Below are 14,578 nucleotides of genomic sequence, written 5' to 3'. Positions count from 1 at the left end.
GGCAAAATGATGCTCCTCATGCCGGGCGCGTCTTCGTCGCGCCGCTATCGGCGGTCGTCTCCCGCGCGCGCGCCTGGTGGAGCACGGCTTCCAGCGCGGCGAGATAGTCGGCGAAGCGGGTACGCCCCACCGAGGTCAGCCGGCAGCGGGTGATCGCGCGGCGGCCGTCCTGGTCCTTGGATTGAATCAGGAAGCCGGCTCCCTCCAGCACTTGGAGATGGCGGGCGAGATTGCCGTCGGTCAGTCCACACAGCGCCTTCAGCTCGGAGAAGCCCAGGCCCTCGGCATGACCGGCGAGCGACGTGACGATGCCGAGGCGTGCGCGCTCGTGGAACACGCGATCGAGCCCCGCATAGGCGTAGGGCGCCGCGCCGCTCATGCCGCCGCCGCCCGTACGGCGCGATGCAGCGCCAGTCCCACGAGCAACTGGCCCACGCCAAAGGGCAGGGCCATCGACCAGGGCGAGGGGGTGCCGCCGCCCGCGCAGGCTGCCAGCACAACGAAGCCGCAGCCGAAATACCAGGCGGCGGGTAGCAGGATCGTCCGGGGCAGCATCGGGATGGCGGAGAGGCCGGCAAGCGCGATCAGCACCTGCCACAGTCCGGGCAGCATCCAGGCGCTGTCCGGCGCGACGCGGAGCAGCAGCAGCGCGAGGCCGGCACCGGCGACGAGGAAGGGCAACAGGATCCGCAGCGTGCCGGCGATCAGCTGTTCGGCCATCGATCCGTGCACCCGCCGCGCTCGGGCAAGCGCCTCGCCACCGATCAGTGCCACCGCGACCAGCGCGACCAGCGACCAAAAGCCGACGAAATGCAGCGGCGTCGCCATAAGTAAGGGCGACATCGTCTGCACCACGCCGGCGAGCAGCGCGAGCACGCCCGTAGCCGACACGGTGGCCGGGGTCAGCCCGTCGAAGCGGGTGCTGGCGACCATGCGCTGCTGGATGAAGGCCAGATCGGCCATCGCACGTTCGAGATCCGTCATGCCGACTCCACTTTGCATTGCAAAGCTATGTCGGTCGGCTCGCTGCGGTCAACAAGAAAAAGGGGGCGGCCGCCGTGGCAGCCGCCCCCAGGCGCTTCTTCGTGGAGAAGGGCGTCAGAAGCTGCCGCGCAGGCCGACGAGGAACTGGCGGCCGGGCTTGTACTGGGTGAAAGTCGCGTTCGGGAACTGGAAGTAGGAACGCAGCGTCGCGTCGGTGAAGTTCGAGACGTTGAACGTCAGCTGCGGCGCCTTCTTCACGCCCAGGATCTTGTCCAGGTCGAACGACGACGAGAAGTCCCAGCTGGTATAGTCCGAATTGAACAGCGCCGCGGCGGGGATGCTGTTCTGCGAATTGCCGCTGCTCTGCGAGCCCTCGCGCGAGGTGGTCGACACCCGCAGCATCACGCCGTTGCGCTCATAATAGCCGGTGATGTTGTAGGTGAACGGCGCCACGCCATAGGCCTGGGCCGGGCCGTCGCTGGTCTGGTCGACGATCGTGGCGTTGGCGTTGAAGCCGAAGCCGCGCACGCCGAACTTCTCGGTGAGGAAGTCGAGCGGCTGGACCCACTGGAATTCCAGGCCGTTGATCTTAAGCTTGTTCGGCACGTTGATCTGGCTGGTCACCAGCACGGTCGCCGCGCTGGGCCCGCCGCGCGAGTTCAGCGCGATCTGCTGGGTCGGGTTCAGCGTATCATAGGTGATGCCGTACTGGGCCAGCGCCGAGAAGGGCACCGTGTTGTTGACGTTGGTGGTGAAGCCCTCGATCGACTTGCGGAAGGCGTTGAAGCTGATCACGCCCTCGCGACCGAGATAATATTCGAAGCCGAGATCGATGTTGGTCGAGAGATAGGGCTTGAGCGCCGGGTTGCCGATGGTTGCCTGGTCGGCCGAGGGTGCACCGAAGCTGACGCCCGGCAGCTGGGCGGCCGGATCCGGGCGGGTCATCGTCTTGGACGCCGCCAGACGCACCACCGCATGCGGACCCACGTCATAGGCGATCGTCGCCGCCGGCAGCCACTGGGTGTAGCTGTTGCGGGTGGAGACGATGTTGACGATGTTCGGATAGCGGCTGCCGTCCGCGATCTGGGTGCCCGCGGCAGTGGCGTTGCGCGGATCGGCGAGCGAGACGCGGCCCTCGATCGTCTGGATCGTGTTCACATAGCGCACGCCGACATTGAAGCGGAGCATGTTGCCGCCCAGTTCCTGCTCGCCGTTCAGCGTGGCGAAGGCCGACTTCACGACTTCGCGGATCAGGCCGCCGCTGGCGCCGGTGTTGGAGCCGCCGCTTTCCGGCGCGTTGGCGTGGTACAGATCATAGTTGCTCGCCTTGCGGAACGCATCCCAGTCGACCGTCACGAAGCCGGCGGGGCCGGGCTTGAGGTAGCTCGGGAAGGAGGCGTTGGGGATCAGCGAGCCGGCATAGGTAACCGGGCCGCTCATCCCGGTGCTGTAGCCGGTGCCGAGGCCCGGATAGGTGGGATAGGCGGAGGTGGGCGCCGCACCCTTCACGTTCAGCCCTTCGCAGGGCGGCTGCGAGTTCGGGCTGGGCAGATACACGCTGGGGTTGTTGCCGCACGCCGCATTCTGCCACGGGCCGGTATTGTCAAAGCCGCGGATGCGACGCGACGTATCGTCATAGGCGGCGCCGACCATCAGGTTCAGCGCGCGATCGCCCCAGGTCACGTCGCCGCGAACGCCCTTGTTCTTGTTGAGGCGGCGCTCGTCCTGCATGTTCACGCGGCTGCCGGTGTACCAGCCGAAATTCGCCGGATTGTTGAGGTCCAGACTGCTCTGGATGGTCGGGATGCCGCCATTGTTGGTGTAGGTGACGGTGCCGCCCTGGCCGAGCGGCGTAGTGGCGCCGACGGTCGGGCTTTCGCGGTGGAAGGTCGACCGGGCATAGTTGGCCTGCAGGTTTGCCTTCAGCTTGTCGTTGATCTGCCATTCGGCGCCGGGGTTGACGCTCCACAGCTCGGTGGTTTCGTAATAGGGGCGGAATTCGTCGAAGAACTGGGTGTTGGCGAAGGTGCCGCTGGTGACGGTGCAGCCGTTGCTGCAGTCCGACTTGTCGAACTTCAGGTTGAGCGGGATCGACGCGCCGTTGCGGCCGATCCAGGCCATGTCCTCGCGGATCAGCTCGTTATGCTTGTAGCCGTAGAGGCCGTCGACGTAGAAATGCAGTGAATCCGACGGGCGGAATTCGGCGCTGGCGATCGCGTTGATGCGATCGCGCGGACCGCGAATGTCGGCGATGCGGCCGAGGCGCGGGATCAGGCCGTTGTCGATCTGCTGGATCGAGGCGCCGGGATTGTTGGCGAGCAGGAAGTTCTTGTCGATCACCGTGCCGGCGACCAGTCCCGCACCGGCGCCGGTGGGCACGGTTGCCGGGATCGTCCAGTTGCCGCCACCAGTCGAGTTGCAGCCCGAAGTGGCGCCGCACTGCGCCGCGGTCAGCGCGGGATTGGTATAGCCGATCGTCTCGAAGCCCTTGGTGCGGGTGTAGAGTCGCTGGGCGGAGACACCGGCGAGGATGCCGATCGTGTCGTTGTGCCAGCTGCCGATCAGCGAACCGCGCGCGCCGATCTGCTTGGCCGGCTCCTGGTTCGAGCCCTGGATGTTATAGGCGACGAATGAGTCCGCGCGATCGAACGGTCGGGCCGAGCGCAGGTCGACATTGCCGGCCGCGCCGCCTTCCAGCAGGTTGGCGGTGTAGCTCTTGTTCACCGTCAGCTTGGTGAACAGGTCGGTCGGGAAGAAGCTGAGGTCGACCGAGCGATCGGTGCCCTGCGCATCGGTGGCGCCCGACGAGGCAACTGCGATCGGCGCGCCGTTCAGCGTCACATTGGTGAAGTTGGAGCCGAGGCCGCGGATCGCGACGTTCACGCCTTCGCCGGTCACGTCGCGGGTGATGGTGATGCCGGGGATGCGGTTGAACGACTCCGCGATGTTGGTGTCGGGGAACTTGCCGATATCCTCGGCAAAGATCGAATCCGTGAAACCGGTCGCATCGCGCTTGGCGTTGACCGCCTTGGCGAGGCTCTGGCGATAGCCGGTGACGACGATTTCCTGCTCGCCGCCCTGGGCCGCGGGGACCTCGCTGGCCTGCGGCGCGGCGGGGGCGGTCTGGCCCCATGCAGCGGAGGCGCAGCTCGCGCTCAGGATCGTCGCGCACAGCAGGGCGCTGCGAGCAGGTCGAAAGCGGCGGTACATGGTCGTCATCATCAGGTCCCCTCAGGTGATTTTCGGCGTCTGGCCGATCGTTGCTTTTCGAAATGGGCGGCAGCGCACACGGCGCGCATCGACCCGTGGCGCCATCAGGGGCGCTACAGTCGATGCGGGTGGTGGCGGTGTGGGTCCGGTCTGGCGCAGCGCGACGCAGCGCCCGGCGCCCCTATGGCCCGGTGCTGTTCTTGTACGGCGACATGTGCGTCTTGAGCCCCATGCTTCCTCATCCCCGCTGCGCGCGGGTCTATGCTGCCCGCGTCATGTTAGCGCTACATGTTAGCGTTATCTTTCATGCTTTGGTCTGGCCGTCAATGGGCGAATGGCCAGACCATCGGCTTTGCCTGCAGCTGTGGCTTTCGCACCAATGACACGTAGAAATGTCGCATTTGCGCGCGTTACGCTGCCGTGTCAGACAGGTGCGGAAGAGAAAAGGGGGATCCGATGCGCGCTGTTCGTCTTGGCTTGTTGCTCGCCACCGCGGCGATTCTGCCCGCTGCGGCACAGACTCAGAAGGCGGATCTGATGACCGCGCCCGCCGATGCGCGCCATTACACGATCAGCTCCACCGCGGGGAAGCATGGCGACGTCTGGTCGTGGATGCTGCCCGACGGCCGGATCGCCTACCGCATGTCGATGTCGCTGCGCGGCTGGGTCACCGAGACCGACGAGGTGGTGACGATCGGCCCCGATGGTCGACCGACCGCGCTGGCGGTGCGCGGCTTTACCGATAGCGGCGACGCGACCGAGACTTTCAGCGTCGACGGCGCGGGCGTCGCCCGCTGGAAGACGGCGGTGGATTCGGGCGAGAAGCCGTTCGGCAAGGCACGCTACAACAGCTATGGCGGCCCTTGGCTGGCGGGCGAGCAGGACATCAACGCGCTGGTCGCGGCCGGGCCCGCAGGCATCGATTTGCTCCCCAACGGCCATGCCAGCATCACCATCGGCAAGGCGGTCGAAGTCGACGGGCCCGGGGGCAAGAAGACCCTGAAGCTCGCCTTCGTGCAGGGCACCGGCTTTTCGCCCTCGCCGGTCTGGCTGGACGCGCAGAACCGCTTCTTCGGCTTTTCGGGCGGCATGGTGTTCCTGCCCGCCGGTTTCGAGGCCGCCGGCCCGAAGCTGAAGGAGGTGCAGGACAAGGAAACCGCCGCGATGGTGCGCGAGGTGGCGCACCGTTTCCTCAGCCCGGCCAACCGGACGCCGACGCTGGTCGACCATGTGCTGCTGTTCGACTCGGTCCGCGGCAACTATCTGCCGGACCAGGCGGTACTGATCGCCGACGGCAAGGTCGCCAAGATGGGGCCTGCTGGCAGCATCCGCGCGACCAAGGACATGACGGTGATCGACGGGCGCGGCCGCACGCTGCTGCCCGGCCTGTGGGATTCGCACCAGCATGTCGGCGACGACTGGAACCTGCTCCAGAACGTGGCCACCGGCATGACCAATTATCGCAGCCCGGGATCCTCGATCGAGGATGCGCAGAGCATCTTCAAGCGCCGCGCGGCAGGCGACCTGCTGGCACCGGACGGCAAGGTCTCGGTGATCATCGACAAGAAGGATCCGCTGGCGGCCCAGGGGGCGCTCACCGTCTCCTCGGCGGCGGAGGCGATCGCGGCGGTCGACAAGATCAAGGCCGCGGGCATGTGGGGGGTGAAATTCTACACCTCGATGGACCCGGCCTGGATCGCACCGGCGGCGGCCGAGGCACACAAGCTCGGCCTCCACGTCCATGGCCATGTGCCCGCACACATGCGTCCGCTCGACGCGGTGCAGGCGGGCTATGACGAGGTCACCCACATCAACTTCATCCTGATGCAGGCGATGCCGCAGGACGTGGTCGACAAGGCCAATACCGCCGCCCGGCTGGAGGGACCGGCCAAGTATGGCAAGGACCTCAACCTGGACTCGCCCGAGCTGCGCGCCTTCTATGCCGAGCTCGCCAAGCGCAAGACGATCATCGATCCGACGCTGACCGTTTGGGAACCGTTGATGACCTCGGACGGCAGCGCGGTGCCGCCGGAATATGCGGCCTTCGCCGATGTCGCGCCGCCGGCGGTCGCACGCGGCTGGAAGATCGGCGGCTATCCGCTGTTCGACGGGCTGACGCGCGCCGATTTCCGCAAGAGCTTCGGCAAGATGGTGGAAGTGGTCGGACGGCTGCACCAGGCCGGGGTGCCGATCGTCGCCGGTACCGACGGCTATGGCGTGGAGCTGGTGCGCGAGCTGGAACTGTACCAGCAGGCCGGCCTGACCAATGGCGAGGCGCTGCAGACCGCGACCATCGTGCCCGCCCGCATGGTGGGCATGGCGGACCGGGTCGGCTCGATCGCACCGGGCAAGACCGCCGACATCATTCTGGTGGAAGGGGACGTGCAGAAGGACATCCGCAACCTGCGGCACGTCCACACCGTGTTCCTCGACGGCTATCGCCTCGACGGTGACCAGCTGCGCAAGGCCAGCGGTCTGAGCGGCATGCCCAAGTAAAAAATTGGGGGCTGGCATCGGGCCAGCCCCCAAAGGTCTCCCGGGTGGGGAGGGGACTCAGCGCGCGAGCAGCGCGGCGTAGGGTGGAAGCTGGGTGGTGGTGGCGCCGTTGAGCGCCTCGACCGGGGTTGCGTCGTCGAGGAGCCCGGCAGGCACCAGAACCTCGGAGTCAGAGAGATTGAACGCGCAGACGAGGCGCTCGTCGCCGAGCGTGCGGGTGAAGACGAGCAGCGCCGCGTCGGCGTGCAGGACCTCCATCGATCCCTCGACCAGCGCCGGATGCGCGCGGCGGAGCGCGATCAGTCGCTGGGTGAGGCGGAGCAGCGAGGCCGGATCGGCCTGCTGGACATCGGCGGCGCGCGCGCTGTGGTCGGGACCGAGCGGCAGCCACGGCCGTGCGGCGGAGAAGCCGGCCTGCGGTGCGTCCGCCACCCAGGGCATCGGCGTGCGGGCACCGTCGCGGCTGAGCGTCAGCGGCCAGTTGGCGATCGCCTCCGGGTCCTGCAGGTCCTCATAGGCGATGTCGACCTGGGTGAGGCCCAGTTCCTCGCCATAATAAAGGATGGCGTTGCCGCGCAGGCAAAGCAGCAACAGCATCTTCATCGCGGCAAAGGCGGCGCGGTGGTCGGGTGCGACCCAGCGCGAGAGCGCGCGGGGGGCATCGTGGTTCTCGAACGCCCAACTCGGCCAGCCCGTGCCCGGCGTGTCGGGCCATTCGGCAACGGCGTCGCGCACCAGCGTGGGGGTCAGGCGATCCGCGTAGAGGAAGTTGAAGCCATAGGCGCTGTTCAGCCGCGTCTCGCCGGCGGTGAACAGGTGCATCTCGGCTTCCGGCGACGGTCCGCCGACTTCGGCCACGGTGAAGCGGCCAGCATACCGATCCGCCAGCGCACGCAGCTTCTCCAGCAGCAGCGGGATGTCCGCGTGGCTCTGATTGTAGATGTGCTGCTGGAAGTCGAACGGACGGGTGCGGGGGAGCCCCGTGTCCGGCGCAGGCGGGTTATCGCGCAGTTCGGGATCGTGCATCGTGAAGTTGATCGCATCGAGCCGGAAGCCGTCGACGCCGCGATCGAGCCAGAACTTGGCGGTGGCCAGCGTGGCGGCCTGCACCTCCGGATTGTGGAAGTTGAGGTCGGGCTGCTCGCGCAGGAAATTGTGGAGATAATATTGGCCGCGCCGCGCGTCCCAGGTCCAGGCCGGGCCGCCGAAGACGGACTGCCAGTTGTTGGGTGGGCTGCCATCGGGCTTGGCATCGGCCCAGACATACCAGTCGGCCTTCGGATTGGTCCGGCTGGTGCGGCTCTCCCGGAACCAGGGATGCTGGTCCGAGCTGTGCGAATAGACCTGGTCGATCAGCACCTTGAGGCCCAGTGCATGCGCACGTTCGATCAGCGCATCGAAGTCCTCGAGCGTGCCGAACACGGGATCGACGCCGCAGAAATCGGCGATGTCATAGCCAAAGTCCCGCATCGGTGAGGTAAAGAAGGGCGAGATCCACACCGCATCCACGCCCAGCGCCGCGACATGATCGAGCCGCGCGGTGATCCCGGGCAGGTCGCCGACACCGTCGCCATTCGAGTCCGCGAAGCTGCGCGGATAGATCTGGTAGATCACCGCGCCGCGCCACCAGGGCCGGGTTTCGGTGGAAAGGTCACGCATCGACATCAGGTTCACTTGGGCGCTCCGGCCGCGCACACGGCGTAGCCGAACGCGGGAAGGGAAAGGGAAAGGCTGCCGGGGGCGACAGCGCCGGCGGGGCAGGCGCCCGCCAGGGTGCGGAAATCGGTGGAGCCGGTCTCGACCTGGACGTTGCCGGTCCAGGGCTCGGGGCTGGTATTGAAGGCAATCACGGTCTCCGCGCCGGTCTTCGGATCGAAGCGGGAGACGGCGAACAGGCCGGGCTTCTCGCTGGCGAAGCGGGTGACCTGGCGGCCGCGGGTGAGCGCCGGATGGCTGGTGCGCAGCCGGGCAAGGGTCGCGATCTCGCGGAACAGCGGGTGGCCGGGGTTGAAGCTGGCGGTGGCGGTGGTTGCGCTGGTGCCGAGCAGCGTGTTGTCGTTGTAGCTCGCCACCTGGCTGCCGAACATGTCCTCACGCGCGTCCTGGTCGTTGCCGTCGCTGACGAAGCCCTGTTCGTCGCCCGAATAGATCGTCGGCACGCCGCGGAGCAGCAGCAGCATCGCCTGGGCGAGCTCGACGCGCTGGAGCAGTTCCTCCTGCCCGATCTTGGGCAGCGCCTGGCGGATGAAGGTGGCGATGCGGCCGGCATCATGGTTGCTGACGAAGGTCGGCAGGCGGCGGGCGGTGGCTTCGCCGCCCTCGTACAGCACATCGGCGGCGAAGGCCTTGGCGAGTCGATCGGTGCCCTTGCCGCTCATCACGTCGGTCACCGCCTGGTTGAAGGCGAAGTCGAGCACCGCGGGGAACTTGTCGACGCGCGTGTGCTGGGCGAGCGCCGCCACCTCCGGATCGGCGACCTCGCCGAAGATGTGGAAGTTGGGGATACCCCGGGCCTTGGCGCGTGCCAGCATGGCGGGGACGAAGGCTTGCCAGAATTCCGGGTTCACGTGGCGCGCGGTATCGATGCGGAAGCCGTCGATGCCGAAGCGGTCGATCCAGCCGCCGAAGATCTCGATCATGCCGGCGACGACGCGCGGATGCTCGGTCATCAGGTCGTCCAGCCCGACGAAATCGCCCATGGTCGAGCTCTCACCCTTGAAGGTAGAGTCGCCGCGATTGTGGTAATAGATCGGATCGTTGAGCCAGGCGGGGACCTTTACCCTCTTCTCCGCCTCGGGGACGAACGGCGTGTAGGCATAATCCGGTCGGGTGAGCTTGGCGAAGTTGGCCGCGCTGTGGTTGTCGTCGCCCGCAAAGCCTGGGTTGATGGCCGCGCCGGTGACGCCGCCCTTGCGGCTGTACGGATAGTCGGCGCGGCTGCGGTAGCTGCAATCGCCGCATTCGCGATACTGGATCACGTCCGCCGTGTGGTTCACGACGATGTCCATATAGACCTTGATGCCGCGCTCGTGCGCCGCATCCACCAGCGCCTTGAACTCGGCATTGGTGCCGAAATGCGGGTCGACCTGGGTGAAATCGGTGATCCAATAACCGTGATAGCCGCCCGATTCCTGCCCCTTCGGCCCCTGGACGGGCTTGTTCTTGAAGATCGGGCCGACCCAGATCGCGGTGGCGCCCAGCGCCTGGATATAGTCGAGCCGGCGGATCACGCCCTTCAGATCGCCGCCATGATAGAAGCCCTTCGACGTCGGATCGAAGCCGGTGACGAGCCGGTCGCCGGTCAGGCCGCCGCGGTCGTTGCCGGTATCGGCATTCTCGAAGCGATCGGGCAGGAGGAAGTAGAGCACCTCATCCTCGGGCAGCCGATCGCGATAGGTCTGGGCGGCGACGGGCGTCGCGGCTAGCGCGCTGGCGAGCAGGGCGAGGGCAGTCTTGCGGATCACGCGGCAATCTCCGTGTCCGCGGCGCCATGCGCGCGGACGAATTCTTCATGGCTGGGCATCTGGGCGACTTCGCGGGCGTTCAGCTTGGCGAGCAGGTCGAGATATTCGGCGATCTGGGCGCGCGGCGGCTGATCGGCGAGGGGATGATATCCCTGGGCAGTGATGCCTTGTCCGACAAGCACTTGCAGCCAAGCGACGTCGCTGAACAGGTCCCCGTCCTCGCGAACGATCTCGCCGCCCCCGCGCCACAGCGCGATCTTCTCGGCCAGGCCGTCGGGCAGGGGTGTTTCGCGGCGTTCGCGCCAGAAGGGCTCGTCGCGGTCGTTGGCCGCGTAATGGAGGAGGATGAAGTCGCGGATGCGCTCGATCTCGTGCACGGCCTGCGCATTGTACGCGTCGCGCAGCGGCGCAGCGGGCCGGCGGCCGGGGAACAGCTTGAGCACGCGCTCCACGGCGGACTGGATGAGGTGGATGCTGGTCGATTCCAGCGGTTCGAGAAAGCCGCTGGCGAGCCCGATCGCGATAACGTTGCCGGCCCAGGCCCGGTCTCGTCGCCCCGCGCAGAAGCGGATCGGGCGCGGGTCGGCCAGCGCCGGCGCGTCCAGCCCCTCGAACAGTGTCGTGGCAGCCTCGTCGTCGGACAGGTGACGGCTCGAATAGACGATGCCGTTGCCGGTGCGGTGCTGGAGCGGGATCCGCCACCGCCAGCCGGCAGCATGTGCGGTCGCGCGGGTATAGGGGGTGAAGTCGCTGGCGCGAGCGCTGGGCACCGCGAGCGCACGGTCGCAGGGCAGCCAGTGCGACCAGTCACGGTAGCCGACGCCCATCGCCTCGCCGATCAGCCGTGCATGGAAGCCGGTACAGTCGAGGAACAGATCGCCTTCGATCCGGCGATCCCCATCGAGATGGAGGGCCTGCACGTCGCCGGTCTCGCCGGCGCGCGCGACGGCTTCGATCCGGCCTTCGTGTCGAACGACACCGCGCGTTTCCGCATAGTCGCGCAGGAAGCGGGCGTAGCGCCCGGCGTCGAAGTGAAAGGCATAGGGCATTTCCGGCAGCACGCGGGCCGTGCGCGCCGGGCCGCGCTGCATCCGGTTCGCGAGCGCCGCGACATTGTTGAGCGCATAGGCGGCGAGCGGCTCAGCTACGCCCTCGGACAGCCCGCGCAGCCAGGTGTGGCGGAAGGCGAGCAGGCCGTTGTCGCGGCCGACATCGCCGAACGCGTGCATGTAGCGGCCGCCCTGGGTCCAGCCGACGAATTCGATGGCGAGCTTGTAGGTCGCTTGCGTCGCCGCGACGAACGCATCCTCGTCGATGCCGAGGCTGGCGTTGAACAACCGGATCTGCGGGATGGTCGCCTCGCCGACGCCCACCGTGCCGATTGCATCGGATTCGACGAGCGTGACGGTAAAGCCGGGGCCGAGGAAGCGGATCAGGGCCGCCGCGGTCATCCACCCGGCCGTTCCGCCACCGGCGACGACGATACGATATGGTGCTGCGGTTGCCATGGCGAACCCCCTCCGGTGCCGGCGGTACGGCCCGGTCTTCCCCAAGCGGAAAACCGGGCCGCCGATCCTCAGAACTTGTACGTGATACCGAGGTAATAATCCCGGCCGTAGCGCTGATATTCGCGCACCAGCCGCTGGTCGCCGGCCTCGGTGGTGACGAAGGGCTGGTCGGTCAGGTTCTTTGCCTGCGCCAGGATCGACAGACCCTTGAGCGGACCGGCCTGGAATTCATAGCCGATCTGCGCATCGAGCACGCCTTCCGACCTGCCGGTACGGAACTCGGGGTTGGCCGAGAGACCCGCCAGCTCCGCCAGGAAGCTGTCGCGCCAGCGATAGGTGGCCCGTGCCTGGAAGCCGTTCTTCTCGAAATAGGCAGTGCCGGTGGCGATCCACTTGGACTGGCCCGGGATGGTCACCGCCTGGGTCGGGTTGCTGCCATAGACGACGCGGCTGTCGACATAGGTCGCGCTGGCGAACACGCCGAACCCGTCGAGCGCGCGAGCGAAGGTGCTGAACGGCACCGACGCCGTCGCTTCCGCACCCAGGATGTCACCGCGGCCGGTATTGGCCGGCGTCGATACCAGGCCGAACTGCGCGTTCTGCGAGCGGATGATCGCTGCCGCCGCCGGCGGCACCGCCGAAAGCAGCGCCGAGAAGTCGTACAGCGTGCTGTTGTTCGGATCGACGAAGTTGGTGAGGTGCTTGTAGAAGCCGCTCAGCGCCAGATAGCCGCCGCCGGGCAGATACTTTTCCACCGACACGTCGATGTTGGTCGACTGGTACGGCCGCAGGCGGAAATTGCCACCGTTCGAGCTGAACGGGCTGTTCTGCGGCAGGCTGCCGAGACCGAGCTTCGACAGGTCGATGCCCACCGCCTGGGTGATGCGCTCCTGGTCGAGGCGCGGGCGGACCATGGTCTGGGCCGCGCCGAGCTTGACGTAGAAGGCGGGCATCAGCTCGAGGCTGAAGGTCGCGGAGGGCAGGACATAGGTGTACTTGGTGCTGTCCTTCACCGGCGAGGTGGTGACCACGCCGTTCTGCAGCGCCGCGATCGCGCCCGACGAGCCCTGGTCGGTATGCACCACCTGCACGCCCAGCGAGCCCTTCAGCGCCTTGCCGCCGACCAGGCCGTCGATGTTGACCTTGGCGTAGCCGGTATAGACCTTCTCGGTGATGGTGTTGTCGCGCACCAGCGAGTCCGGGCGGTTGTCGTACACCGCGTTGAGCAGGCTGTAGACCTTGAGCGGGTCATAGGTCAGCATCTTCGGCACGCCGAGATAGGCGAGCGCGACCTGCTGGCTCAGCACCGCGTCCGCAGGCACCGAGAAGCTGGTCGGCGTGCCGCTGGCCACCGTGCAGTTCGTGCCGCCGCCCGGCGGGCACAGGAAGTAGGAGGTGTAGCGGCTCTTCTTCTCGCGACGGCTGAAATTGCCGCCGATTTCCCAGCTCTTGACGATGCTGCCGTTGAACTCGCCGTTGAAGCTGGCGCGCAGCGACTTGAGGTCGTCCTCGAAGTCCGGGCGGTTGAGGAAGCCGGCCTGCACCACGGCCTGGGTGCCGTTATAGCCCCAGCCGCGCGGATCGGTCAGCTTGATGACATTGGTGTTGGTGTAGTCGAGCGTCGGCACGATGCTGTAGGTGCCGTTCGCGGTCTGGTTGATCTTGATCGTGTCCTTCGCGCCCGACTGGTTATAGCCGGTGCCGGAATAGGTCTCGAGCAGGAAGTCGGTGCGGTTGGCGTGGCTCCAGCTGGCATCGACGACGAAGTGGATGCTGTCGCTCAGCTTCAGGTCGTTGTTCCAGCCGAACGAATAATTCTCGGCCTTGCGCTTGTTATAGTCGTTGCGCTGGACGGCGACGACGTTGGTCAGTGTCGCGCTGGTCACCAGACCGTTGGTCACCGTGTAGCCGGGCTGGATCGTTGCGTTGGAGCCATAGGCCGGGGCGATCGGGAACTCGATGCCGCGCAGGCGCTGGGTTTCCTCGAAGTGCGAATAGAGCGCGTCGAAGGTCGAGTGGAAATTCTCGCTTGGCTGCCATTCCACGGTCGCGACGCCGCCATAGCGCTTGAGCAGGTTCGACTGCACATAGGGCTTGGCACCGCCGAGGAAGAGGTTGTTGCCGGCATTGGACTCCTTGGGGAAGCCCCAGGCCGCATAGCGCTCGATCTGGGTCGGCGTGTTCTGCGCCGAGACGCCGAGCGCGATGCCCAGCGTGTCGTTCATGAACTTGTCGACATAGGTGGCCGAGGCGCGATAGCCGTAGCGGGTGCCGTCCGGGTTGAGTGCCTTTTCCTCGTTCAGCTGGCCGCGTGCGGCGACGACGAAGGTGCGCTTCTGATCGAGCGGGCGCAGCATGCGCAGGTCGACCGTGCCGGCGACGCCAGCCGCGATCAGCGAGGCGTCGGCCGACTTGTAGACGTTGACGTTCTTGAAGAATTCCGAGGGATACTGGTCATATTCGACGCCGCGATTGTCGCCGACGGTCACCTGCTCGCGGCCGTTGAGCAGCGTGGTGGAGAAGTCGGGGCCGAGGCCGCGGATCGACAGGCGCTGGTCGCGGCCTTCAAGACGCTGGGCGGTGACACCCGGGATGCGCGCCAGCGAGTCCGCGATCGAGACGTCGGGCAGCTTGCCGATGTCCTCGGAGGATACCGCGTCGACGATCAGGGCATTGTTGCGCTTGATGTTAGCCGAGGAGGCGAGGGCCGCGCGGAAGCCGGTGACGGTGATCGTCTCACCTTGCTGGACGTCCTGCGCATCGGCGGCCGGGGTGGCGGCATCCTGCGCGACGGCGGCGGTGCTGAAGCTGAAGGCGATCGCGGCGGCGCTGGCGCCGAGGGCGATACGTGCGGCGCGACGGCCGCGGAACGTGCTGAATACCATGTCTCTCCCCAATCTCGTCTGTTCTGCCGGC

At 66.9% G+C, this 14,578-nt stretch carries 8 protein-coding genes; 1 reads left to right on the top strand and 7 read right to left on the bottom strand.

Features of this window, described 5'->3' with window-relative positions:
- Positions 1-16: 16 nt before the first annotated feature.
- From QZ814_RS10475 to QZ814_RS10465, 3 genes are all read right to left on the bottom strand, one after another.
- Positions 17-379, bottom strand: a complete 363-nt coding sequence (locus QZ814_RS10475; protein WP_294331704.1) for a transcriptional regulator — start codon at positions 377-379, stop codon at positions 17-19.
- Positions 376-984 carry a hypothetical protein gene (locus QZ814_RS10470; protein ID WP_294331702.1) on the bottom strand — a complete coding sequence of 203 codons (609 nt, stop codon included), beginning with the start codon at positions 982-984 and terminating at the stop codon, positions 376-378. The genes QZ814_RS10475 and QZ814_RS10470 overlap by 4 nt, the downstream gene beginning before the upstream one ends.
- A 114-nt stretch (positions 985-1,098) precedes the next feature.
- A complete protein-coding gene (locus QZ814_RS10465) occupies positions 1,099-4,206 on the bottom strand; it encodes a TonB-dependent receptor (RefSeq protein ID WP_294331699.1) in 3,108 nt (1,035 codons plus the stop codon).
- 444 nt (positions 4,207-4,650) lie between these two features.
- Here QZ814_RS10465 and QZ814_RS10460 point away from each other — a divergent pair, with 444 nt between their 5' ends.
- Positions 4,651-6,690 (top strand): amidohydrolase family protein, encoded by a 2,040-nt coding sequence (locus tag QZ814_RS10460; protein ID WP_294331697.1) that lies wholly within the window; start codon positions 4,651-4,653, stop codon positions 6,688-6,690.
- A gap of 57 nt (positions 6,691-6,747) precedes the next feature.
- Here QZ814_RS10460 and QZ814_RS10455 read toward each other — a convergent pair whose 3' ends face one another.
- The 4 genes from QZ814_RS10455 to QZ814_RS10440 all read right to left on the bottom strand — a co-directional run bounded on the left by QZ814_RS10455 (position 6,748) and on the right by QZ814_RS10440 (position 14,547).
- Positions 6,748-8,355: an alpha-glucosidase family protein gene (locus tag QZ814_RS10455; protein WP_294331695.1), complete on the bottom strand. Its 1,608-nt coding sequence runs from the start codon at positions 8,353-8,355 to the stop codon at positions 6,748-6,750.
- Positions 8,356-8,360: 5 nt separating this feature from the next.
- Positions 8,361-10,154 carry an alpha-amylase family glycosyl hydrolase gene (locus tag QZ814_RS10450; protein WP_294331693.1) on the bottom strand — a complete coding sequence of 598 codons (1,794 nt, stop codon included), beginning with the start codon at positions 10,152-10,154 and terminating at the stop codon, positions 8,361-8,363.
- Positions 10,151-11,662, bottom strand: coding sequence for a tryptophan halogenase family protein (locus QZ814_RS10445; protein ID WP_294331690.1), 1,512 nt, complete (start codon positions 11,660-11,662; stop codon positions 10,151-10,153). Before QZ814_RS10445 ends, QZ814_RS10450 begins: the two co-directional genes overlap by 4 nt.
- 68 nt (positions 11,663-11,730) lie before the next feature.
- Entirely contained in the window at positions 11,731-14,547 is a 2,817-nt protein-coding gene (locus QZ814_RS10440; RefSeq protein ID WP_294331689.1) for a TonB-dependent receptor, read from the bottom strand.
- Positions 14,548-14,578: the final 31 nt, after the last annotated feature.

The sequence above is a fragment of the uncultured Sphingomonas sp. genome, from assembly GCF_913777625.1.
In the GTDB taxonomy this organism is placed as follows: domain Bacteria; phylum Pseudomonadota; class Alphaproteobacteria; order Sphingomonadales; family Sphingomonadaceae; genus Sphingomonas.
Note: the sequence above shows the minus strand (reverse complement) of the source record. Positions and strands in the feature narration are given on the sequence as shown.